Origin of the sequence: Microcoleus sp. ARI1-B5 (genome assembly GCF_036705795.1) — a bacterium.
Taxonomy (GTDB): Bacteria; Cyanobacteriota; Cyanobacteriia; order Cyanobacteriales; family Microcoleaceae; genus Microcoleus.
Genome location: NZ_JAUBVK010000007.1, coordinates 37,460 through 62,593, shown reverse-complemented (window position 1 = coordinate 62,593; position 25,134 = coordinate 37,460). Strand labels below are relative to the sequence as shown.

Here is a 25,134-nt window from a genome sequence, read left to right as displayed (position 1 = left end):
CAAGTGAGTGAGGTACAGATTGGGAAAAAGGTAATTGGTAATTGGGAAAAAGGTAATTGGGAATTGGGAAAAAGGTAATTGGTAATTGGGAATTGGTAATTGGGAATTGGGAAAAAGGTAATTGGCGAGTACCTTATGAAACTCGATCGCAGCCGTACCTCATCTGGCTGAAAAAGGCTATTTTTGGGCGATCGCCAATAGAGTTTTGACTTTTGACTTGTGACTTGATAATTGCAGAAGCGTTATAATAAACAAAAAATTAAGTTTTGTAAAGACCCTTGACTGCAACATTTACACCCAAAAACAGCCAAACCTGGCACGCTCTCAACCCCCTGTGGGAAGGAGCAGAAGACGCAGTACAGAAGGGTTTGCCACACACCAAGCTAGCACCGGCATGGCAAATACTGCTCTTGGGCGACGGTTCCCCCACCCGTCACCTGCAACTGCTGACAGGGGAGCCCACAGAAGTAGATGTGATCGATATGTCCTTAGTGGGTGACGGCGCAGACGGCGCGCCGGAGCAAATTGTCGCCGTGCCCGGGCCGCGCCTGCGCCGCCAAGTGTGGCTGCGGACTGCTTCGGGACAGCGCCTCGCCTACGCGACTTCTTGGTGGGAAGCGAGTCACGTAGATGAATATTTACAAAATAAATCTTTGCCCATTTGGGCGAGTTTGGCGCGGCTGCGGACAGAATTGTATCGCGACGTGCAAGGTATTTATTGCGGTGAGTCGGTGGCTTTGGAGGCTGCTTTTGAACAGTCGGGGCCTTTTTGGGGGCGACACTATTTGTTTTGGCATCACGGTAAGCCGCTGACGCTGATTTATGAGGTGTTTTCTCCTTATTTGACTAAGTATTTGGGCCCGATGGAGTTGTGATATTGTTTGCGATCGCACAACCATCATAAAGTTCGTAGTGAGGAATGCGAGTCCTCTCTCATTGGAGGAGGACTAAAGTCCTTACTACAAACCGCCAATTTTTCGCCGAAACTTCACTCGCAAACCGTCGCGCGGGTGTGGAGTCGGTACTTGGATTAAATTCAAATCTTGATCCGGTAACAGATCCCATTCGCACTCCCTAACCATCTTCGCGGCAAACAGTTTCATCTCTAACCGCGCGAATTCTTTCCCCAAACATTCCCGCAAACCGCCACCGAAGGGCACGTAACTGAAAGGTTTCGCATTTGTCGATCGCTCGGAGCTAAATCGATCGGGGTCAAAGCGATCGGGTTCGGGATAAACTGAGCTATCCTGATGCGTCTGATTAATTTCATACAGCAGGCTCCAACCCACGGGAATTTCGTAGCCGCCGAACTCGCAAGCCTTAATTACCCGCCGAAAACCTCCTCCCACCGGCGGAACCAACCGCAGCACTTCTCGCAGCACCTGCTCTAAATAAGTCATTTGTTTGAGCTGTTCCAATGTGTTAGGTTGAGATGCGGGAAACTGCTGCTGTTCGGCGCGAACTTTTGCCATCACATCGGGGTTTTGAGCCAGGAGAAGACAAAAAGAGGCGATCGCCGAAGTCAGAGTTTCGTGTCCCGCAAACAACAGCAGCAGCACTTGATCTTTCAACTCCTCCAAACTCAGAGAATTGCCTTCATCATCGCGAGCACAAATCAGCAAACCCAAAGCATCACTCCCGCCGGGAGTTCCTTGCTGTCTGTCTCGAATAATATTTTCTAGTTCGGCTAACAGCAACTTTCGGTCATTTTTCGCTTTGCCAAACCGAGTAAAGGGCCAATCCAAAGGAATAGAAAATAAACCATCCGAGAAGCTTTCAAAATAATGTCCCAGCGCCGTCTCCGAACCATTATCAACCCCAACTAACAGTTTAGCAGCCACATCAAAAGTATAATTTCTCAGTTCTGGATACCACGCGAACTCGCTCATTTGCGTCCACCTTTGCAAATAGCGCTCAGTGATATCTTCCATCCCGCCGATGTAGCCGGCCAGAGCTCGCGGTTGAAACGCTTGGTACAGCAGCTTGCGCCGGTTTTGGTGGTCGGAACCCGTTTGCAGCGCCAAGGAAAGCGGCCCTAAAAGCGCTTTCGTGCTCGGAGGCCAACTCACAACAAAATACTGGTTTTCATGGCTTAAAACAAACAAATTCGCCTCTTGGCCGCACACAAACACGGTAGGCTGTCCGAAGATGCTGGTTTTGAAAATTGGCCCGTACTGTTGGTGGCGTTTTTTGGCGAATTGGGAATCTTGCAAAAAGTTGAGGGTATCGCCAATTAGCGGTAAACCCAAATTGCCTGGAGGTAATGCCATTTTAGATTTTAGATTTTAGATTTTAGATTTTAGATATCATATCAAATTCAGACAAATTTGTTCATTAAGTTGACAGTTGACAGTTGACAGTTGACAGTTGACAGTTGACAGTTGACAGTTGAGAGCGACCTCTACCTGGAAGTCCGAGGATTGGAGTAATGAATAGTCGGATTTTAATTTCTCCCGAAAAAGGTTCCGGCTTTAAACCAATTCTTTCTGGTAAAATAACCCTTATTGGTTTGATCGTTCGGAATGCAAGTCCTGTGACTTTTAGAAGGATTAAAGTCCGAACGATCAAACCTATTTAATGTTCTGTTCTTTGAATCGGAATCTCGATCGCAAATTCAGTGCCTTTACCCACCTCCGAGAAACACTGGATTTTACCTTTATGTTTTTCGACAATAATTGAATGGGAAATTGCTAAACCCATCCCCGTCCCAGAACCGATCGGTTTTGTAGTATAGAACGGGTCGAATATCCGCTGCTTGACTCGATCGGTGATACCTGCACCGTTATCCGCAATTCTAATCGCAGCAACATTACCTTGAACCTCTGTACGAATGCGGATAATTCCCGGATTTTGGAGCGGTTCTTGTAAAACGTCGATCGCGTTAGCGATAATATTCATAAACACCTGATTTAACTGTCCGGCGTAGCACTCCACCAGCGGCAATTGTCCGTATTCTTTGATGACTTGAATTGCTGGGCGATCGCTCTGAACTTTCAGACGGTGTTCTAAAATCATTAACGTGCTGTCGATGCCTTCGTGAATGTTAACATTTTTCATCTCAGATTCATCGAGGCGAGAGAAATTCCGCAAACTCCGGACGATATCCCGGATGCGAGTTGCTCCCACCTGCATAGAAGACAGCATTTTCGGCAAGTCGTCTAACAAGAAATCTAGCTCTAACGCCTCTACTTCCTGCTGAATAGCTGCGGTCGGTTCCGGGTATTCATCTCGATACATTTGCAGCAGTTTCATCAGGTTTCCGGTGTATTCTTCTGTGTAGGTAAGATTGCCGAAAATAAAGCTGACTGGGTTATTGATTTCGTGGGCAATTCCTGCTACCATCTGACCGAGACTCGACATTTTTTCTGCTTGCACGAGCTGGGTTTGAGCTTGCTGGAGTTCGCACAGAGTTGCTTCTAGTTGGGCAGCTTGTTCTTGCGCTATCCGGGCTGAATCGACGCTTTGCGTGTAGAGTTCTGATTGGCTGATGGCGATCGACAATTGATCGCAAATTGCCGATAGCAACTCCACTTCGTCTTTTGTCCACCTGCGCACCTCGCCGCAAGCAGCGCAGCCCACAACTCCAATTAAACCCCCTGCACTCTTCACCGGCAAATCCAACATAGACTTGTAACCCACCTGCAAAAAGAACTCTCTTTCTATTGGATCGCTCAAACTTACAACATCATCTATTTGATAGATTTCCAATTCGGCTATTTTTTGCGCCAGCGTCCCCGTTACGTCAGCAGGATAATAACCCACAAGCGAGAACAAGTCATCGTTTTTAGCTTCGTGGACGACATCCCAAGCGGGTATCTCGGCATCGGGTACATACCAAATAAACAAGCAGCGATCGAGTTGCAGCAAGTCGCGAATTTGCCGCACAGTTGTTGCTAAGATAGTATCTAAATCTAGAGAAGCGCGGATTTGACTGCCTAGCTGGTTGAGCAATTTTTGCTGCATGGCGGCTGATGAAGCTTCGGCGGTGGCGAGGCGAGATTTGTCGTAAAGTTCGGCTTGATTAATGGCGATCGCCAATTGATTGCCCACTGCGACTAACAGTTCCACTTCTTCATCGCTCCAACACCGCACGCCGCTAGAAGCGCTACAGCAAATTAGCCCGATTTTACCTGAAGATGTTTGAATCGGAATGTCCAGCAGAGAATTGAATCCTACATACCTGAAAAAATCCCGCTCTGCTGGATCGGTAACAGTCTCAAAATCATCGATCCGAATGATTTCCAAATTGGCAATCCGCTCGGCGTGATTGCCAGTCACATCAGTAGGATATAAGCCCAACAGCGAAGGCAAATCGGTATTTTTTGCCTCGTATTGCACGGCCCAAACTGAGGGCGAGGCGTCCGGCAAATACCAAGCAAACAAACAGCGATCGAGCCTCAGCAACTCGCGAATCTGCTGCACAGTTGTAGCCAAAATAGTATCTAAATCCAGAGATTCGCGGATATTGCTAGCTAGTTGATTCAGCAGCACTTCCTGCTCCGCTAATTTGCGGAATCTCGCTTCCGACTCTTGCAACTGTCTTTGAGCTTCTTTTTGTTTCGTAACGTCCAAACCCAAACCTATTAAGCCGATCGCCCTGCCGCAATCATCTTTCACCTGAGTTTTAATTGTCTCCAACTCGTGATATTCACCGTCAACAAGCAGCAGAACTTCCTCAGCATAACAGGGAATATCTTGGCTCCAGGCTTGCACGTCAGATGCCATGCAGTTAGCAGATGCTTCTACTCCCAAAAGTTCGGAATAGTGAGATGCAGCCAAAAATTGTGATTCGGGAATACCCACATCTTCGCAGAAAGTTTTGTTGACTAATAACATCCGCCCGCTAGCATTTACCATCCACACCCAGATGGGAGCGTTGTCAATAATTCCCCTCAAAGTTTGCTTTTGGGCGGCGAGAGCAACTTCTGTTTGTTTGCGCTTAATTCCCAGGGCGATCGAATCGGCACTTGACGCCAAAGCAACCAGCGTTGATTCGTTCAACTCCTGGCGGGCAAACATCGCGATTACTCCCAGCAACTGATTGTCAACAATTAGCGGATATCCAGCAAAAGCCACCATTCCTTCTTGTTTCGCCCATTCTTTGTCGCTGATTCGGGGATCTTCTTGCACAGAATTAGTGATGTGAGCTTTTCGCTCTCGGGCGATTAAACCAATCTTGAACTCACCGACAGGAATCCGGCTGTGAGCGCCGTCAATGCGAGTATAGATCCCCGCGCTTGCTTGCAGCTCCAATACATTTCCCTCTTCATTCAGCGTCCAAATCCGAGCAAACACAGCATCCAAATGGCGCACAACGGCATCGGTGCAGTTTTGCAAAGTTGCAGGTAAAGTCTGGTCTTGAGTCAGAGCAATTCCCACATCTGCTGTGAATAAAGAAAGTTTCAATTGTTCTGCTAAAGCTTGTTCTGCGATTTTGCGTTCTGTAACGTCAGTAGCAGCACCGAGACGCTGCCGGATTTTTCCCGACTCAGTTCTGCTAAACACAATTTCCCGGCTGACTAGCCAGCGCCAACAGCCATTTTTGTCGCGCACCCGGTATTCGTACTCACTAATTTCGCCGTCAGGAGCAGTTTCCAATTGCTGCAAATATTTAGGAAGTTCAACTAAATCGTCTGGGTGGATGATGGTAGGCAGCAGATTGCTGCCCATTTCTTGAACTTCTGCGATTGTATAACCCAACATCGCAGTGATTTCGCGGTTGCTGTAGACATTTCGCTGCTGGCTCTCGTCGTAGAGATAGAGAATATTCGGAGTAGCATCGGCAATTCGTTCGATAAAACGCTGGCTTTCTTGCAGCGCTGCTTCGGCTTTTTTGCGATCGGTAATGTCCGTCGAATTACCAATCATGCGGTAGATTCTGCCAGAGGCATCGCGCAGCGGAGTCAGAGTTACCATATACCAATGTTTTACGCCTTCGATCTCGGCGCTGTTTTCGTAAGAAATCGAGCTGCCGGCTGCCAAACAATCGACGTATCTTTGCCGAAAATCTGCTGCTACTGGCGGGGGAAAAACTTCTTCTGGGGTTTTGCCTTTGACACCGGCGCTCAAAAGGCCTGTAGAGGCTTCTGTGGCTGTATTCCAGCCTGCGTAGCGCAACTCGCCGTCGCCACCGACATCTACCACGAAAATAGCTTGACTGGAGCCGTTATAGATGCTGTTTAAAAATTCTTCTTGTTCGCGCAATTGTGTTTCGGCTTTTTTGCGTTCTGTAATGTCGGTGCAACTGCCGACAACGCGATAAATTTTGCCCGATGTGTCCCGCAGCGGAGTCAGAGTTACGATCGACCAGATTTCTCTAGCATCAAAAGTAGCGGGATATTCGCGGGAAATCGTGCTGCCTGTTTCCACACAGTCGATCGAATTCTGCCGGAACATTGCTGCTGTAAATGGATCGAAAAGTTCTTCTGGAGTTTTGCCGCGCCCGAATTCGCTGCTGATGCCTCCGAGTAAATCTGCTGCTGGATTCCAGCCGGCGTAGCGGAATTCTCCGTCGGGGCCGACATCTATTACAAAAATGCTGTAGTCTACGCCGTCGTAAATGCTGCGCAAAAATTCTTTTTGCTGCTGCATTTGTTCTTCTGTTATTTTGCGATCGGTAATGTCGTAGTGCGCTCCCACCCACTCGCGAACGCTGCCGTCTGCGTTCAAGACGGGCACACCGCGCACGCTCATGTGCCTGTACTCGCCGTCGTGCCGGCGCAAGCGGTGTTCTACTTGGCATGAAGTGCAGTTGGCAACTGCATCAGACCAAATCCTTGCAGTATGTTGTCTGTCGTCTGGATGGATAGCATTCAGCCACCCCCATCCTTTAAGTTCGCCGTAAGTCTGCCCTGTAAATGCGCTCCATCCTGTTTGTTCGGTGACCACTTCGCCTGCTGCTGTAGTATCCCAAACAATTTGGGATGCGGCTTCAATCAAGCAGCGGTAGCGTTCCTCGCTTTCTTGCAGGGCTTTTTCTGCAAGTTTTCGATCGCTAATATCGCGAGCAACTCCCACTACGCCCGTGATGTTTCCGGCTCGATCGCGCAAAGGACTTTTGGTAGAAAGAACTGTCAGGATATTGCCCAGGCTATCTTTTACTACTTCTTCGATGGTTTCTTCAATCCCAGATTGCCATATCCGGCGGTCATTTTCCGCCAGCATAGTTGCAATCTCCAGCGGAAATAATTCTGCATCATTTTTGCCAATAATTTCTGATTGTCGCTTGCCCATAATGCCCGCAGCCGTAGAATTAACTAATAGATAACGGCCCTGAATATCTTTGACAAAAATGCTGTCGCCTGTACTTTCGATGACGTTTTCAAAGAGGATATTTCTCTCTAGCAGCGCTGCTTCTATTTTTTTGATTTCGGTGATGTCGCGAGATATGCCCACGACGCCGATCGCATTTCCTTCCGAGTCGCGCCAAGGGCATTTTGCTGTTAGCAGCGTCCGCATTTCTCCATTTTTGGGGACAATCTCTTCATAGTTTAAATTTTCTCCCCCTGCGATTATCTTGCGGTCTGCTTCGATAATTTGCTGGGCAATTTGTGGGGGAAATAAATTTGTATCGTCCAGGCCAATCATTGCTTCCGGCGATGTTTGCAGCCAGTCAGCAGCAGCCGAATTTACGATCGCGTACCGGCCTTGAATATCCTTGACAAAAATGACATCCGGCGTGCTTTCAATTACGGAACGCAAGATTGAATTGCTTTGCTGGAGCGACTCTTGGGCGAGTTTGCGATCGGTAACGTCGCGGCCGATCGCATACATCAATTCTTCCTCGCCCCAAGGGCTAACAGTCCAAGCTACCCACTTGTAAGATTCGTTGCGGCACCGCCAGCGATTTTCAAACCCAACGGTATTATTCCCCGCAGCAATACTTTCAGCTTCTTTTAGGGTAGCTTCGCGATCGTCTGGATGCACGAATTCAATGAAGAGTTTGCCAACAATTTCTGCTTCGGAATAGCCGAGTATTTTTTCTGCTGCTGGGTTGATGCGTTTGAAATAACCGTCAAAACCAATGACGCACAGCATATCTGGCGAGAGGCTAAAGGCGCGATCGCCCTCGTCGGGTTTGCTGGATTGGATCTCGTTTTGGGCTGCGACAGCAGAGGCGTGCGATCGCGCCGACACGGCCAACAAAACCATATTTGCTATTCCCAAAATTCCCAGGGCGAGTTGGCGATCGTATAAATTATAACCGCTGCCAGCTACCAGCCACCCGTTTAATACAAGCAGTACCGCGATCGCAACTGAGAATAAACTGCCAGGGGCGATCGTCGCTAAACTGATGTTTTTGTCATACTGCATTCTGCATTCTACCTTTTGTCTTCTGGTGACTGCTACCGTAAATTTTATCAGCCACAGTTGCACGCCGTTCAAAAATTTAGTATTATTAAATTCTTCTATTAGGAGAAGTGAACTTTTCATAATTATACTCTTAATCTTGCGGTTAAATATAATTCTCTTATCTTAAGATTAACCTAAAAATATTTAATAACTACTGTAAATATTTCCGATTTGCCGAAATCTATGCTTTGAAAATATGCGTAAATATACGCAATGAATAGGGTCATAAAACTAAGTGTATTTACGGAATTAGGGAGTAATCTATTTTAGCGGGAGTGTGGATTTTCTAATTTTTCCAACCGAGCTAGAGAGTTTATCTATAATACTGCACTAGATATTGCTGTTAGTCATTGGACATTTGGCCTAATCTAGCTAGTCTTGGGCGCAGCAATCGGCCGTTCCAGACGGCGAACCTCTATATGTATGGTGTAAAACCACTTTTTGTGTAACTCGAACCGGGTTTGATTTACGAAAATACTGTGTGGAGCGCCCTGACTGCTGGTTAAAGGTCGCGGCATATTAGTCAATTTCAACCTATTTAACATTCCTCACAAATTATAATTTTAAAATGAAGATGAACTGCGGATTTGTGGAGAGAATTTGAATAAAATGTGGGTAGCAGTTTTTAGTTGCAAGAGATATTCGCGGGGAATTGGGAAAAAGGTAATTGGTAATTCTCGCCCGTGCAGTGCTGGGATTGAAATTCTTACAGCGACCGTCCCGCTCGCACTGGGTTATCACACCAAATCCGGGTTTGGGACAAGCGTTATTCTTCAGTCTGCGCCGGCCGACTTTGTTTGAAGAGAAGCGGTTTCAACCGCCGAAAGATAAAGGGGATATTTAACCCGGATTTGGTATCATTCGGTAGTTAGCGGATTTGATAAGCTCGCTCAGCATTTAAATTCTATCTCAAGAAATAATCAAACCATGAGTGGGCCGTTGCTCCTAGCAACGCGCAAAATATGCAATTTAAAAGCAGTACAGCTTATGAGTCCTCATAAAACTATGAGGAATAAAGTCCCGACTGCGAACTGATCGGGATTAATTTAAAGGACTTTTCTGTTAAAGATGTTTCGATTCATCAGCAGGGGAGAGGGGCCCCGGTGCAGCAGACAAAGCATTTGTGCGACCCGATTGCTGTTGCCGAATTCGCTCCAAATTCCCCGCAGGAATAGAGGCTATAAGTTGCCGCGTGTAAGCTTGCTGCGGTTGGCGGTAAATGCGCTCGGCTGTGCCAATTTCCTCAATTTTACCTTTGTTCATGACGATCGCGCGATCGCTCATAAACTTGACCACGCTCAAATCGTGAGAAATAAAAATATAAGTCAGTCCAAACTCTGTTTGCAACTCCTTCAGCAAATTTAAAACTTGCGCCTGCACCGACACATCCAATGCAGAAACCGACTCATCGCAAATAATAAACTTAGGATTCAAAGCCAAAGCTCTAGCAATACAAATGCGCTGCCGCTGTCCGCCGGAAAATTCGTGAGGGTAGCGCCGCATAAAATCTGGATTCAGACCCACTCTATCCAACAAATAAGCGGCGCGGTCGCGCTGTTCTTTCGGGTTTTTACCAAAGCGGTGAATCACCATCGGTTCCATCACCGCCGCCCCAACACTCAGGCGCGGATCGAGAGAACTAAAAGGGTCTTGAAAAATAATTTGTAAATCGCGCCGCAGCCAGCGCAATTTGCGATCGTACTCTTTTTGCCTGCGATAATTAGCCATCCACTGCGATCCCGAACTGCTTTTTGCAGGAGGCGTAATTTCTTGACCTTCAAAAAACACGCTTCCGCTGGCGATCGGAATTAATTGCAGCAAAGCTCTCGCCAAAGTTGATTTGCCGCAGCCGGATTCGCCCACCAAACCCAAAGTTTCGCCCGGGTAAACCTCAAAAGAAATATCGTTTACTGCCATAAACAAGCGTTTGGTTTCGCCAAACATTCCCTGCACCGGAAAACCGACTCGCAAGTTATTAACAGCCAGCAAAGGCTCGGAAATATTCGGCAATCGAGGCGGTTTTCCGGTGGCAAAAGCGGAAAGTCCGCCGCTGCTGTCGCCGTCTAAATCGATATTTTTCTCGACAATTACCACTTCGCCGCTAGCAGTTGTGGTGACTTCCATAAAATCGGAAACTGTCGGCAAGCGGCGCCTTTGCCGATCGAGAGTTGGGCGGCAAGCTAGCAGACCTTTTGTGTAAGGATGTTGGGGATTGCTGAAAATTTGCTCGATCGCACCGCACTCAACAATCTTGCCTCGGTACATCACCGCCACCGTATCGGCAATTTCAGCAATGACGCCCAAATCGTGGGTAATAAAAATCATTGCCATGCCTCTAGTGTCCCGCAACTCCCGCAGCAAAGCTAAGATTGTTGCCTGCACGGTTACGTCTAAGGCGGTTGTCGGTTCGTCGGCAATTAATAAAGTTGGATTGCAGGAAATGGCCATTGCAATCATCACGCGCTGGATTTGGCCGCCTGAGAGTTCGTGGGGGTAGCGATCGAGCATAGCTTGTTTTTGGGCGTTGACGAGCTGCATCAAATCGCGATCGTCCTCCCGAACAGCTTCTTGCCGCAAAGCCAAACTGCGCTGCCGGAGTTCCTCGTCTCCCGCTAGCAGCTTCACCTCTTGCAGCAGAGAAGCAGCGAAGCGCCGCGCTTCTGTCTGGGATAGCTGTTGGTGGAGACAAATGGCTTCTGTGAGTTGAAATCCGATCGTATAAACGGGATTGAGCGAACTCATCGGCTCTTGAAAAATCGTCGCAATCTGGCTGCCCCGGTATGTTTGTTTTTCCCTGTCCGGCATTTCCAGCAGATTAACGGGCCCATTGCTAGCGCCCTCTTTTGTCGGAGAAAACCAAATATCGCCCTGAATTTTCGTTGACGAACTCGACAGCAAACCCATAACAGCCAGAGATGTTACCGATTTTCCCGATCCGGATTCTCCCACGATTCCCAGAGTTTGCCCTCGGTTGACCTCAAACGAAATGCCGTCAACAGCTTTGACTGTTGCGGACGCATCGCCTGCGTCCGCAGATGGAAATTCAACCCGCAGGTTGCGAACTTCTAGGACGGTTTCACTCATGGAAGTCTACGGCAAAAGTTAAAAGGAGATTAAGTGGATTGTAGCAGGGCCTGTTGAAGGCGGAAGGCAGGGGGAAAGTTTTAAGTTTTCAGTTTTGAATTGTTTAACTTAAAACCGCTTTCGCCGATCGAGGAACGAAGCAATCTCAAAATTCAGAACTAATTAAGCGCCTTCTGCCTTGGAGGAATTTTCCTCAATAACCGATGACCTGAGTGTCAGCAGGCAGTGCAGTGGCGTCGGAGACCTTTTTAAACACGCTTGCTTGCTCGTTTAAGGAATCAGGTCTCGGCTGTCCGGGATTGGTGCCTTCCAACTGAAGGCGCATTTGACCTTCGGGAGTCAACTCAAAAATAGTCTGAACGGTTTGTGTGCTGCTGAGGCTGACATCCAGGTGCATCGGTTTTGCACCGAGATTAACTTTGTACCTCATTTCTGCGGCGCGCGGCGCTCCGTCGGGGCCTTTAGCCATGAAGAACAATTTGCCTTTAGGGGCAAAGACGAAGGTGTAAGACTCACCGGAAGGGACTGTGCCTTGCCATTGGCCTAGGAGTTGCTTGTCGATGTTGCTAGCGGCCGGGGCTGTAGCTTCGGCAATTGTTGGTGCTGCTGCGGATGCGGGACCCTGTGAGGCGTTGAAGCTGGCGAGGATGCCGAAGCAAATGCTACCTGCGATCGCTGTGCCAATCATTTTTGAATTAGACATGAGACCGCTCTCAAAATTGGTTGTTTCTTTTGTACACTGTAGCGGTAAAACCGTACATTGTTTAGTTTTAATCCCTTTTGGTAAATAAAATATATTTAGGTAAAATCGCATACAAACCGCTGCAATTTGGGGAATCTGCCTCAACGAGCCGATCGCCTCCAATCGGCTCGCGGACGATCGATTGTAATTGTTCGCCTCTGATGAAAGCAATCGCTTTCATCTGATGAAAGCAATCGCGCTGTTTTCGCCCTCGATCGCCGAAGCCGCCAGAGACGAGCGCCCATCCGGCTGTATCGGCACCGTTTGCTGTGAATGCGTTGATTCTTCTTAACTCAAAACACCTGAGCAGATCGATTGCTTTGGGAAGTGCGATCGACTGTTTATGTCTGAGATTCTGGTTGAGATTCTGGTTGAGATTCTGGTTGAGATTCCGGTGTGGCTTCCTGTTTTTTTTCGGCGCGTTTCGTTCGCTCCAATGCCTCTGCGTAAGACCAAGCCACGCTCACAATAAAAGCTTTCGCCATGCCGGACAAATTTTTTGAATCTTCGCTATCGGGCGCTTGGGCTTTTTGGTTGCCGTCGTTCGTCATTTTTTTGTTTTCTCCCGGGCTGGTTTTTCTAGCGACTTTTTGCAGTGTGCGATCGATACCCACAAATTCTGATTTTTACTGCACCCGCACCCTACTTCTATTTGAAGGTATGACCTTGATTACCACGAATAATATCATAAATACGCGCCTTTGGTCATCGAATCAGAAAGAAACCTTAACTTCGCTGGTTGCCCGCAACACAGACTCCTGCTGAAACCTGCGTTTGTAAGTTTCGATAATTTCATTAATAGCTCGATTTTTTTCCCGGCTGTTTTCATAAATCAAAATAACTATTTTAGAGTTTTCTCGAATCAGAATGCCGGAACTATTGAGAAACTGCCCGGAGCCGTCTAATACAGTTAGACCTTCCCGAAAGCGAGGGGTAATAACTGCCTTGACAAACTCCTGCCATTCTGATTCAGAAATTGTCTCGCCTCCCGGTTTATTTAAACCAAAATACAGTTCATCTTTGAGGAGATTTGTTTGCTTGGCGTTAGTGTCCGAAGTTTCTGGCAGTTGAGCGCGGGCAATTGTCGCCGGAAAAACAGGCAGGACGAACAGCAGGCCGGCCAAGCAAAGACTGTGAAGATGTTTGTTCATATCAGAATCAAGAGGTGCGAGCCTTCCGAATGCAAGTCCTCAATTTTTTATGAGGAGGACTTGCATTCGGAACGCTCGAACCAATTTTAGCTGCTGAGTATCTTTCGAGTGCGCGGTAACAATAAATCTTTAAATCCAGACGCATGACAATATTGACACTCATATCATGTCCAGTCGATTACCATCACAAAAACGGAACGCACGTGCGCCCGAAAGTCCGCATAATGCTGCTCCCTGAAGTCCGCACTACTAACCAATCTTATTGTGGTCAATCCACCGGGCAGGAGAGCGAGCACCGTCCCAAAGATCGAACAATATCGATGCTACCGTTGCGATATAATTTAACATAAAATGCTGACAAGTCAAAAACCCAGTTTCTGATGAGAAACTGGGTTTTTGACTTGGCAGGCGTAGTTTATTTGCGATCGCCTACTTGCTGGCGTCTGCCCTATTATTTTTTCAATTCAGACATACTTCTGTTAGCAGTGTCTTTGTACATCTCCCCGAATTCTTTCACGGCTGCTCCCGCCTCTTGTCCGATCTTCTGAATTCGTTCGCCCGGAGCGTCAGACGTTTCGCGAGCTTCTTGTCTCCATTCGCGAGTTGTTTGGGGTCTTTCGGGATTGTTTAGCTCCGCGTTTGAGCCTGACTGAGTGCCATAAGCTTTGTTGCTGCGTCCCCCATCAACATTGGATGTCAGCAGCAGAAAACCGACTAGAACCACACTCAAAAAACTCTTGATTTGAAAGCCCTTAAGCAGGGAACTGATGCGCTCGATCGCTGTAGAAATCAAATTCATCTCGGTAATACTCCGTAAGTTAATTGGCGATATTTTTCCACATTTTTTCATCTAATTGACTCGCTCCCAAATCAGCTAACGCGAGGGGAAGCCAAACTTAGCTTCGACTTGCAATTAGCCGCACAAATAGAGTTATAGGTTAGCGATAAAATCTGGTAAACGCGCAACCTAGGTGTCAGCCAATTAGCTTTTTCCAACACAAATATCACCTTAACAGCAGCAAAATAATTCTACCTCTTACTAAAGTCATAACTTAGTTAAAAGCAGAAAATATATTTTTCAGCACAGGGTTAGACAAATTTCAATCAATCATGCTATACAGGGCAAATTATTATTGCAAGCGATCGCCGGTTTTCACGTCAAACCAGTGCAGCAACTGAGGCCCAAAAACCAGCTCTACAATTTCCGAATTCCAGTGGCGGTCATTTGGCAGCAAAGCGCGCACCGTCACTGACTCCAAACCTTTAACTCGGACGCTAACTAAATTTTGCATTCCCAAGTTTTCCACTAAATAAACCTCACCCTTAATTGCCTCTGGATCGGGCATCTTGCGGCCCTCTGCACCTGCAAAGCTGACGTGTTCCGGGCGAATTCCCAAGACAATCTCTGGCGGAACAGTCGGCAGATTTGGTAGTGGAACTCCAGAATCGCCCAACTGAGCAAAATTGCCCTGGCATTTAAGCACTAACAAATTCATTTGCGGGCTGCCCACAAAACCCGCTACAAACTGATTTGCCGGACGGTTATAAATTAAGTGCGGCGGGTCTAGCTGCTGCACGCTGCCGCTGTTGAGAACTGCGACTTTTGTTGAAAGCGTCATTGCTTCGGTTTGGTCGTGAGTAACGTACACTACAGGAGCTTTTTGCGAGGCAAATAATTGTTTGAGTTCGGCCCTCACTTTTTCCCGCAATAATGCGTCGAGATTGCTCAAAGGTTCGTCGAGCAAAAATACTTCCGGTTGGCGCACTAAGGCGCGTCCGAGGGCTACTCGCTGCCGCTGTCCGCCTGATAGTTTTCCGGGTTTGCGATCGATTAATTCTGTCAATCCGAGGGATGCTGCAACTTCTGTCACTAATCGATCGATTTCGCCGGAGGAGATTTTGCGGAGTTTGAGGCCCGATGCCATATTCTCGTATACTGTCATGTGCGGATAAAGCGCGTAACTTTGAAAAACCATTGCAATATCCCGATCGCCCGGTCTGAGATATGTCACATCGCGATCGCCAATTCTAATCTCGCCTCTAGTCGGTTGTTCCAACCCTGCAATCAACCGCAGCGTAGTAGATTTGCCGCACCCGGAGGGTCCCAGCAAGGTCAGAAATTCGCCCTCGCTGACATCTAAGCTAATGTCTTTTACGGGTACAACTTTGGGGCTGTAGGTTTTATTGAGGTTTTTTAGTTGTAGTTTTGCCATGATTTTTAAAATTGTTGACTGTTGACTGTTGACTGTTGACTGTTGACTGTTAACTGTTAACTGTTGTTATTTGTTATTTGTTATAACGGCCAACGGCCAACAGACAACTGCCACATGACTATCCTTTTACTGCCCCGGCTGTTAAACCCTGAACTATGCGCCGCTGGAACACTAAAACCAGCAAAACTAAGGGTAATGTTCCTAAAACGGTGGCTGCTGCGATCGGGCCGTAAGGAATCTCAAAGACTGATGTCCCGCTGAGTTGAGCCGTGGCGACGGGAATAGTTTTCAGAGATTCGCGAGTCATAAATGTCAGTGCAAAAATAAACTCGTTCCAAGCTGAAATAAACGTCAGAATTCCGGTTGTGACTAACGCGGGAAATGTCATCGGTAGCACGATTTGCCACAGCATTTGAAAAGTGTTGTATCCGTCAACTTTTGCCGCATCTTCTAAATCTTTTGGCAATTGTTGAAAGAAACTCCGCATCACCAAAATTGTCAGCGGCAGATTGATTGCGGTGTATGGAATAATTAAGGCTAAATAATTATTGCCTAAATCCAAAGCTTTGACAATTTCTAGCAGTCCCAAGAATAGCAGCACCGCCGGAAATAGCGTCACAATTGTCACAGTTGCCAGGATGATTTTCTCGCCCCACAGCCGCAACCTGGCCAATGCGTAAGCTGCGGGAGCGCCTACAGCTAAACACAGCAAGGTCGAAGTAATGGAAACAAAAGCGCTATTTAAAATGTAAAGTGCAAACGGGCGGCGCTGGAACAAGGACAGGTAATGCTCGAAGGTAATTCGTTTGGGAATGTAGACGTTGGGAATTGCCGAAATATCCGCATTTACTTTGAAAGAAGTTAGCACCTGCCAGATAATAGGTGCGAGGAAATATGCGACAATTAAGATCGCCGATACGGGCAAGATTAATTGCCGGATGTCAAAGGTTTTTTTTGTGGGTTGTTCGCGGGCGATCGACATGATTTATACCAATGAAAGGAACGTGCTAACCTGTTCTGTATTGAGATTGAATTTTTGGGGCTGGCTCTACGGCCCATCCCACAAGAGTTTCAAGAAATGGGATTGTGGGGCGAGAAAGCCGGTTTCTATGAGTTTTGTGAACAGGAACGAGAAATCTACAAAGAAACCCGGTTTCTGGGGTCTGCGTGCGATCGCAAACTAACTTAACCACCACCAATCTAAAATCTAAAATCCCAAATCTAAAATTGACTGGCGCGGGCTCTCGATAACAGGTAAGCGGCGATCGCAACTGCTGCCACTAACAGCAAAAAAGTACACACCACCAAAGCCGCCCCGTACCCAAAGTCTAAATACCTCATTACCGTGCTGTAAATGTAGATAGAAACCGTCTCGGTTGCCCCTGCCGGCCCCCCTCCCGTCATCACCTGAATCAAGTCAAAAATGCCGAAAGCTTGGGCAAATCGAAACAGCAAAGCAATCACAATTTGGGGCATTAGCAGCGGCAAGGTAACTTGACGGAAACTCTGCCAACTACTCGCGCCGTCAATCGCGTGGGCTTCGTACAAATCACCGGGAATTGATTGCAATCCCGCTAACAAAAGCAAGCTGATAAACGGCGTAGTTTTCCACACATCTGCTGCAATCACTGCCATCATTGCCAAAGTCGGATCTCCCAGCCAGCTAATGCTCTTTTGAATCAATCCCAAGCGGAGCAAAATGTCGTTAATTACGCCGTATTGGTCGTTAAAAATCCACGCCCAAGCTACTCCCATCAATGCAGTCGGCAGCGCCCAAGGCAGCAGGGAAATTGTGCGGACAATGCCGCGCCCTGTGAAAGATTGATTCAAGACTAAGGCAATTCCCATGCCGAGAATTAGTTCCAGCAAAACAGAAGCGACAGTAAAGACTGCGGTGTTGCTTAAAGTTTGCCAAAAACGCCCGTCGCCTAGCATCCGACTGTAGTTAGCAAAACCGGAAAAAACCAGTTTTAATTCAGTACCGAGGTTTTGGGTGAATAAACTCAGCCAAAAAGCGCGCAAAATTGGGTAAGCAAATACTAGCAGCAGAATTATCAATGCTGGTGCTACTAATATCCATCCTGTTCTTTGTTCGCGCTGTCGCATCTTGTCTAATTGCATATTTTAAAATTCTATTCTGTTCTTCCAGTCCGCGGAGGGGGACATTGTTTGTAGAGCATCGGAATTCCATTCGGCGGGATCTATTCGGCGGGATCTATTCGGCGGGATCTATTCGGGTTCATGGTTTCAAACTGCCTAATAAATTGCGAGTTTCGCTAGCCGCTGCTTTCATTGCTTGTTCTGGACTCATTCTCCCGGTAAAAGCTGAACTCAAATAGCGCTGCAAAATATCAGAAGCTTGAGCGTATTGTGCCAGGGGCGGGCGCAACGCTGGCCGTTCGACTACTTTTAGCAGTTGCGGGTAGTGGGGATATTTTGCGACTATTTCTTTGTCCGTAAATAAGGATTTGTAACTGGGAATTAAACCTGTTTCTAAAATAAATTTGCGCTGGGTTTCCTCGCTGGTAAGGTACTTAATTGCTTTCCACGCTTGTTCTGGATGTTTTGAGGTTTTGGCAATTCCCCAGCCCCAGCCGCCCAAGCAGGAACCGCCTGTTTGACCGATACTGCTGAGCATTGGCTCGATCGCAATTTTGCCTCTAACATTCGATCCCTCGGCATTTGCCAGTTTCCAAACATAGGGCCAGTTTCGCAAAAACAGCGCTTTGCCGTTTTGAAACAACAGCCTGGTTTCTTCTTCGCCGTAGGTGGTGACACCCGCTGGAGATATGCCGGAGGCGATCGTATTTTTGAGAAATTCCACTGCTTTAATTGCCTCGGGTTTATCTAACCCAACTTCAAAAGTTTTAGGGTTAGCCCAGAAGCCGCCGAAACCCGAGAGCACTTCGACAAACATCGCAGATACTCCCTCGTATTGTTTGCCTTGCCACAGATAACCCCAGGTGGCTTTTCCCTGTTTCTGCAAGTTTTGAGAGATTTTTACCATCTCTTCAAAGGTTTTAGGCGCTGGAATTCCCGCTTGTTTTAAAATGTCTTTGCGGTAATAAAGCATTCCGGCATCGGAAGCGTGGGGAATTCGGTAAAGTCTGCCCCGATACCGCCCGCCTTCGACGTTACCTGGGATGAACTTTGCAAGTTGTTTGGGGGAAATTCTGTCTGTCAAATCCATTACCCAACCTGCGGCGGCAAATTTGGGAACCCAGACAATATCCATGTTGATGATGTCGTAGGGCGACTCGCCTAAAAGAAAGGCAGATGTGTAAAGATTTTCTATGAGGTTTGTGTCAAAGGGCCCTTCTACGAGGTTGATGCGAATGTCGGGGTTTTTCTGTTCAAATTCTTTGACAAACGGTTTCCAGTTGGCAATGTCTTGACCTTGCATTAACATTGTCAGCACGACTGGCTGTTTAGTCAGTGCGGGCAGAATGAATAACAGCAAGACGGCGGCTAATGTGACAGCGAATAAGGCTACAAGACGGGGGCGCTTTTGCCTTCGCTGGGGCGGGGAATTTATTTTTGGCATTTGCTTTTGAGAGATGGCTGTGCGATCGCCTTATTTCTCTCATAACTCGCTTTCTTTTGTTTCGCGGGATTTAGCGAGTTTGTGCAATAAAAATTTAAGTAAACTTTAGCTTACTTAATAATAGTTGAGTGAAAAGTACAAATTTTGAGGTCGCGAGTTCGATCGCAAGTTAAGCCAACATCTATCTATAGGCAGATATTGAGAGAATTGTTTAATATCGTTTCCGCTGGCATTTGGCATTGATATGATTCAATCGTTGGGGCGGTGCGTGAGTCATAGTCTCGAAGTGTGGATGTAAAGATTTCTCGCCCTCACGCACCCTACAAATAAATAATTCTTCTTCCTTCTTCCCTCTGTCAACTGTCAACTGTCAACTGTCAACTGTCAACTGTCAAATCTTCCTTCTAAATACAAAAAACACCGCTCCTCAAAATAGGAGAACGGTGTATAGGGGGTGTTATGGGTTGTTGTCTGGAATTAACCCTAACAAATCGCCATTTGCTGCGGGTAGGCCTTGTGATGGTTAAAAAATTGGCACAAACCCAGACAGATACCCGGATCGCGATCGACCTTTAGGATTAGCCCAACCATTCCACAACAGAATCTTCCTTAGTATTGGTGCGCCGTTCAGGGGTTTCGCGGTTGAATTTCATGTGGACAGCGCGGTTTTGTTCGCCGTCGGCTGCTACTGCAAAAATCGGATAGTCGATCGAGCCGTCTTGGAAGGACATTTGGAAGCGGAAAGTGCCGTCAGCATTGAGTTTGATCGGCTGTCCGCCTACGTAGACGGTGGCGTTGGGTTCCGTGGCGCCGTAGACGATCAGTTCGGCGTCAGCAACTAACCAGAACTGGCGGGGGCGCATCGGGGCGGCGAAGCCAACTCCCGACATACCGACACCGGACATACCGACACCCGACATAGTGAGGCCGGACATACCGACACCCGACATGGTGAGGCCGGACATACCGACACCGGACATGGTGAGGCCGGACATGGTGAGGCCGGACATACCGACACCGGACATACCGACACCGGACATGGTGAGGGCGGACATCCCGGCCCCAGCCCACATTCCGACGCCGGAGGGGAATACGTAGGAACTCAAAGCTTGTTCGTGGATGCCCGATTGCTGGATGGAACCTGCGACGTGCTGCATGGAACCGAACATAGAACCCGCTACGCGCATGGCTTCGGCCGATTCTGCCATGCCGAAGATTTGTTCGTAGATGGCGTTGCCGGTGCTGAAACCACCGCCGTTGGTTGCTTGTGCCATTTTCTTGGCAGGGGGAACCAGTTCGGCGAAGGTTTTGCCGCACAAGTCTTCTTCCCAGTCGAGGGTGATGAATTGGTCTTCTATCCAGTCGCTGGGATAGATGGGCGGGACGCGGACTTGGGCCGATCGCGCCAATACCAGCCAGCGGCCGTCTGCACAGCGGTAGCCGATGTCGATCGCGTAGTCCCGATCGCTCACGGGGATTGGCACGTACCATTCCCGCGCCAGTTCGTCGCAGGGATATTCTTGAATGCTGTGGGGGCTTTGGATTTCGAGGTTAACATCCGTAACGTCGTAGATCCGGAGGGCGAGTTGCTGTCCGCCAAGGCGGCGCAATTCTTCTTTGCGATCGTTTGGGATATCCCAGTAGGTGTATGCCCATTCTGGATCGCGGGGCATCAAAACAACCCGGCTTTCGCCGTAGCCGTTGGGCAAATCTGCTAAACCTTCATCTACTGACGACAAAGAACCGCCAGTTCTATCTTCTTGACCGAGTTCAAACTTTGCTGCTTCCACTGCTTCTTGTGCCTCTAGTTTGCGAGATGGACTGTAGGAAAATTTGGTGCGCTGAATTTCTTGAATTGATGCCAGAAGTTGCGATTTCCGCATCCGGCTGTAGCGAGAGACTCCACATTCGCTAGCAACTCTGCGGAGTTGTCGCAAAGTCATCTCTTCTAATGGTGGGCGTTCTTTTGCCATGAGTTTGTTCTCCACTAATTTGGATGGCGGGTTAGATTTTTGGCTTCAACACAAGTGTGTTGACTTTTCGAGCTAGAAACTCTTTTAAATGCAAATATTATCGAGCTTCCAAATCTCTCCAACCTTTGAAGCCTTGCTGATTTTTAGCTTGTCTTGTCCCCAATTGCGATCGGGGGTTGTGACTTGAGGGCTTCTGCGCGCACCGTCCGATCTAAATAAAACTTTCTCTGTCGATTCTTGATTCACAAACAAGATCGATTTTGCGAGTGCGATCGGTGCTGCTAGCAACGCTGTGCCGGCAGCACACGCGCTATTTGACTCCCAGAGCTGCTCAATCGAAGCATTTCTTTGGGATCGCTTTGTCATGACTTAATGTTGCAGACAACTCCCGGTCTGGTCAAGGGGTCTTTTGCCTCAATCATGGGTACTTATACGCATTTTCGTGATTTTGGGGATCACTTTGTCAGGGAATCTTGACATTCGGGAGATTTGGGGGATCGGTATTGAAGCGAATGTCAGGATTTGATGACAAATGGGGATAGGGGGCTTTTGATGGGTTTGGAGGGTGGGGGCGATCGTTTAGAATGGATATGTCTTTGCAAATATGACAAAGTGGAAGACTTTCTATATAATCCTTCTAACAAGAAGGCTTCGCGGGAGCATCCCGATTTTGCAAAAATATTAAACTGCAAATTAACCATTCAAGTAGGCACAACGCAGTTGTAACATTTGAGAGAAACTTTCAGATTTCCACTGTGAAGAATGAATTTTTTAGCCTTGTACCTATCTGCTTGACGGCTGATTCTACCGCTCCCGATCCGATGGAGCCTGGTTGGAATTACTGACAAGTCTCATTCAATCCGATAACAACTAACTAACATCATTCTTCATTTTCAATCCTCACCTGCCAAGTCTCCAAAGTAGTACCTATTATTTTATCAAGATTTGTCAAAGCATTAAAATAGGCAATTTTCGCATTAAGTTCTGCATTTCTAGCCTCTATTAAATCCTTCTGAAAAGTCACAATATCGATACTCCGAGAACTTCCCACTCCCAATCTTCTTTTGTCTAGCTCTATTCCTAATTGCTTTTGCGCTAACTCCCTTGACCTTTGAGCTAGTTCTACTTGCTTAAGATTCAAATTTATATCTCGAATTGCATTTCTGACCTCAACTTCCAGCTTTTGATTGTACTCCTTTAAATTATTCTCAGCTTGTAATAGCTTAACACGACTATTCTGAAAATCTCGCTCAATTCCTCTATTTCCAAATTCGCGAGTCAAAACCAGTCCCGCTCTCAAATCCGAGCTGCTGTCTGAAAGATTAGTAGCATTATTATTATAACTTGCATTTACATCCAATTTCGATTTTCGATTATTTTCCGCTACCAGCAATTTATATTTAGCGATTTCCCGGTCGAGCTGTACTTGTAAATAATCAGGACTATTTGACAGAGCTAATGGTAGAATCTTATAGAAATCCAGAGGGTAAGTCTGTACAGCAGCAGCTTCTCTTGCTATTATATTAAGATTGCGATCGAGGTCTAGAACTTGCAGCAGTGCTAATCTTGCCTTCTTCAGTTGCTCCTCACTAGCTAATACTCTCACTTCCCGATCTGCCACAGCTTTTTCACTTGTAAAAATATCAACTTTTGCTAGCCTTCCTGCCTCAATTAAAACCTGATTAGTCTCCAATTCTTGACGGGCAATTTCCAGAGAATTTTGTGAAATTTTAACTTGTTCCTGAGCCTTAATCACCTCTCGATAGGTTGAAATTACTTCAGTAATTGTCTCAATTAGCCTCGATTTCAAACTCAGAATATTTCTTTTTTCACTCAGGCGAGCAATCTCAATTGGTGCTCGATTGACAGCAACTCCAGCTCCCCTTAACAGAGGTTGGGTAAAATTTAACGTTAGATTTTGACTTAAAGAACCTTCACTATTAATGCCAAAACCATTCGCATCTTGTCCTTGTTTACTACTCCAAACAAAACTTATATTCCCTCCTGTGGGAATTTTGACACTCACCTGGGCCGATAAATCGACTTCGCCAGTAGTGGCGACTCTTCCCCCATTCCTCCAACGAATTGATGACACGGATAGTCTCGGTGTAAAACTAGGGACAAATAAGCCTTCTGCTACGGCTAAATCTTGTTTTTGGACGATGCGTTCGAGGTATTGATTTTTGATATCTCTGTTGTTTTCTAAGCCTAAAAATACAACTTCCGGGAGTGTCAGTTCAACCCCTAATTCATCCGCTATAGATTGCTGTTGAATAGTTGGATTTTGGGTATTTTCAGGTATTGATTCTGCTGTTATTTCTGGATTTGGTGGAACTTCAGAAATTACTATTGATTCTGGTGGAACAGGTTTCTTTTGAGTATAATTTGTTAATACTTCGGAATTGGGGATTGGGGATTGGGAATGGGAAATTGGTGAGTGTTTGATTTTACTTGTGGGATTTTCGCCGGGGAATTGAGGAATAACTATTCTCTGGTTGGTAGTTGGCGTTTCTCTCTGATTTTGGGGTTTAATGAGCGCCTGATTTTGCGGTAGATTTTGGATGTGTGGGAGATGTTTTTTAGTGGTAAGTGGCAGAATTTTGGGCGCGCTCGCAGATTTAGAGCTAACATCACTTTTGACTGTTGAACTAGACTTAAAAGCAACAGCAAGTATCGTCAATAGCCCACAGGTTGCAAGCATAACTAGGCTAAAACGAAATATCCAAGGAATATCGTAGCGAGCAGGAGAATCGCTATTTGGGAGATAATCTTCGTGCGGTTGCTCAGTCATGCTAACTCCAGTTATTTTTGCAACTAATGCTATGGCGATTTCCTAAGGGATGACTACCCTTGACGCAGCGCTTTAACAGGATCTAGTTGACTAGCTCGCAGAGCCGGGAAAAATCCAGCTCCTACACCCACCGCTAATGCCGATCCTAGAGCCAAAGCTGCTGTGTTGCTGTCAAATTTATAAGGCAACTTAAAAACATCCGCTACCACCACCGTTAACCCGTGTACCGTCACAATAGCAGCAATTCCCCCCGCTAAACTCAGAATTACTGCTTCTAGAATAAACTGCAACATTATATCTCTCTGAGTAGCCCCGATCGCACGTCTCAAACCAATTTCTGGGGTGCGTTCCATCACCGCCGCGATCGTAATATTAGCAATACCAACCCCTCCCACCAATAGCGAAATTACCCCCACTGCCAATAGTCCCCGTGAAGCAAGTTCCAGAGTTTCCTGCTGCTCCAAAATTTTCTTAACATTGTTCCAAGTATAAACCTTTGCCTTGGGGAAGCGCTGCTTCAAAAGTTTTTTTGCCTGCTTTTCCATTCCTTTAATATCTCTAAGATTGTAAGGGCGCACGGAAATTTCCTCAATTGTCTGGCTACCTGTTATCGCTTTGTAAAGTGACATCGACACCCAAATTTGACCTTGGATTTTGCCCGAAAACTCTTCCTTGCTCTCCATTACGCCAACAACAATGTAAGGTCGGCGGTTAGCATAAATGCGCTGACCTAGACGTTTGGTGCTACCTTTAAAAAGTTGTGTCGCCAGCATTTCATCAATTACCACGACAGGTCGATAGTTAGCAAAATCATTAGGGGAAAAAAAACGCCCCTCCATTAATCGCCGTCCCGATGTCAATAAATGATCTTGAGAAACAGCGGCCATACTAGCTTCCCCTTCTTCAGCCTGAAATATAACTTTTTCCTGATAATAACCAAACATATTGTCTGCGCTAATTGCCCGAATTCCTTTCAGCCGATGCCGTAAAAATTCCATATCTTCTAACTTCAAACCCAAGTCATCCGAAATACTGATTCCCAGTTGAGGTGCTTCTCGCTTGGCCAGTTGTTCAGCAATTACGGCGCGACTAATATTGCCTACTTGCAGCGTTGCGCTGACCGCAGCTACACCCATAAAAACTCCGACTGTAGTTAGGGCAGATCGCAAAAGATTGCCACTTAGGGAAATGCAAGTAAGGCGGAGGAGGTCTAAAGGAGAAAGGCTCATAAGTAATTAAAAATCACAACTCAACATTTCGTACATTAATAAAATTAGCTGATTT

General features: G+C 46.8%; 18 protein-coding genes and 1 pseudogene. 2 read left to right on the top strand and 17 right to left on the bottom strand.

Features of this window, described 5'->3' with window-relative positions:
* Positions 1-56 precede the first annotated feature (56 nt).
* Together QUB63_RS13345 and QUB63_RS13340 are read left to right on the top strand one after the other, a co-directional pair.
* Complete coding sequence (locus tag QUB63_RS13345) at positions 57-209, top strand: hypothetical protein (RefSeq protein ID WP_332945702.1); 153 nt, start codon at positions 57-59, stop codon at positions 207-209.
* Positions 210-278: 69 nt separating this feature from the next.
* Positions 279-875: a chorismate lyase gene (locus QUB63_RS13340; protein ID WP_332945701.1), complete on the top strand. Its 597-nt coding sequence runs from the start codon at positions 279-281 to the stop codon at positions 873-875.
* An 84-nt stretch (positions 876-959) separates the two neighbouring features.
* On the opposite strand, the gene QUB63_RS13335 is transcribed toward QUB63_RS13340, so the two are convergent.
* The 17 genes and pseudogenes from QUB63_RS13335 to QUB63_RS13255 all read right to left on the bottom strand — a co-directional run bounded on the left by QUB63_RS13335 (position 960) and on the right by QUB63_RS13255 (position 25,079).
* Complete coding sequence (locus QUB63_RS13335; protein WP_332945700.1) at positions 960-2,270, bottom strand: cytochrome P450; 1,311 nt, start codon at positions 2,268-2,270, stop codon at positions 960-962.
* 304 nt (positions 2,271-2,574) lie between these two features.
* On the bottom strand, positions 2,575-8,433 hold the full coding sequence (locus QUB63_RS13330) for a PAS domain S-box protein (protein ID WP_332945699.1): 5,859 nt from the start codon (positions 8,431-8,433) through the stop codon (positions 2,575-2,577).
* 981 nt (positions 8,434-9,414) lie between these two features.
* Positions 9,415-11,436 carry an ABC transporter ATP-binding protein gene (locus QUB63_RS13325; protein WP_332945698.1) on the bottom strand — a complete coding sequence of 674 codons (2,022 nt, stop codon included), beginning with the start codon at positions 11,434-11,436 and terminating at the stop codon, positions 9,415-9,417.
* 193 nt (positions 11,437-11,629) lie between these two features.
* Positions 11,630-12,139: a hypothetical protein gene (locus QUB63_RS13320; protein WP_332945697.1), complete on the bottom strand. Its 510-nt coding sequence runs from the start codon at positions 12,137-12,139 to the stop codon at positions 11,630-11,632.
* 67 nt (positions 12,140-12,206) lie between these two features.
* Positions 12,207-12,359, bottom strand: coding sequence for a hypothetical protein (locus QUB63_RS13315; RefSeq protein WP_332945695.1), 153 nt, complete (start codon positions 12,357-12,359; stop codon positions 12,207-12,209).
* Between the two features lie 160 nt (positions 12,360-12,519).
* A complete protein-coding gene (locus QUB63_RS13310; protein ID WP_332945692.1) occupies positions 12,520-12,792 on the bottom strand; it encodes a hypothetical protein in 273 nt (90 codons plus the stop codon).
* A 99-nt stretch (positions 12,793-12,891) separates the two neighbouring features.
* Entirely contained in the window at positions 12,892-13,329 is a 438-nt protein-coding gene (locus QUB63_RS13305; protein WP_332945690.1) for a DUF3574 domain-containing protein, read from the bottom strand.
* A gap of 451 nt (positions 13,330-13,780) precedes the next feature.
* Positions 13,781-14,128 (bottom strand): hypothetical protein, encoded by a 348-nt coding sequence (locus QUB63_RS13300; RefSeq protein WP_332945687.1) that lies wholly within the window; start codon positions 14,126-14,128, stop codon positions 13,781-13,783.
* A 331-nt stretch (positions 14,129-14,459) separates the two neighbouring features.
* Positions 14,460-15,542: an ABC transporter ATP-binding protein gene (locus QUB63_RS13295; RefSeq protein ID WP_332945686.1), complete on the bottom strand. Its 1,083-nt coding sequence runs from the start codon at positions 15,540-15,542 to the stop codon at positions 14,460-14,462.
* 118 nt (positions 15,543-15,660) lie between these two features.
* On the bottom strand, positions 15,661-16,524 hold the full coding sequence (locus QUB63_RS13290; RefSeq protein ID WP_332945684.1) for a carbohydrate ABC transporter permease: 864 nt from the start codon (positions 16,522-16,524) through the stop codon (positions 15,661-15,663).
* Between the two features lie 239 nt (positions 16,525-16,763).
* The gene (locus tag QUB63_RS13285) at positions 16,764-17,663 is read right to left on the bottom strand and encodes a carbohydrate ABC transporter permease (protein ID WP_332945682.1); all 900 of its coding nucleotides are present in this window, start codon (positions 17,661-17,663) and stop codon (positions 16,764-16,766) included.
* A gap of 118 nt (positions 17,664-17,781) precedes the next feature.
* Positions 17,782-19,086, bottom strand: coding sequence for an ABC transporter substrate-binding protein (locus QUB63_RS13280; RefSeq protein WP_332945681.1), 1,305 nt, complete (start codon positions 19,084-19,086; stop codon positions 17,782-17,784).
* A 578-nt stretch (positions 19,087-19,664) separates the two neighbouring features.
* Complete coding sequence (locus tag QUB63_RS13275; RefSeq protein ID WP_332945678.1) at positions 19,665-21,059, bottom strand: DUF4912 domain-containing protein; 1,395 nt, start codon at positions 21,057-21,059, stop codon at positions 19,665-19,667.
* An 84-nt stretch (positions 21,060-21,143) separates the two neighbouring features.
* The gene (locus QUB63_RS13270; protein WP_332945675.1) at positions 21,144-21,425 is read right to left on the bottom strand and encodes a hypothetical protein; all 282 of its coding nucleotides are present in this window, start codon (positions 21,423-21,425) and stop codon (positions 21,144-21,146) included.
* 327 nt (positions 21,426-21,752) lie between these two features.
* Positions 21,753-21,885 (bottom strand): annotated as a pseudogene (locus QUB63_RS13265) (ISKra4 family transposase); the annotation flags it as partial.
* 54 nt (positions 21,886-21,939) lie between these two features.
* The gene (locus QUB63_RS13260; protein WP_332945671.1) at positions 21,940-23,850 is read right to left on the bottom strand and encodes a TolC family protein; all 1,911 of its coding nucleotides are present in this window, start codon (positions 23,848-23,850) and stop codon (positions 21,940-21,942) included.
* Between the two features lie 53 nt (positions 23,851-23,903).
* Positions 23,904-25,079 (bottom strand): ABC transporter permease, encoded by a 1,176-nt coding sequence (locus tag QUB63_RS13255; RefSeq protein ID WP_332945669.1) that lies wholly within the window; start codon positions 25,077-25,079, stop codon positions 23,904-23,906.
* Positions 25,080-25,134 lie beyond the last annotated feature (55 nt).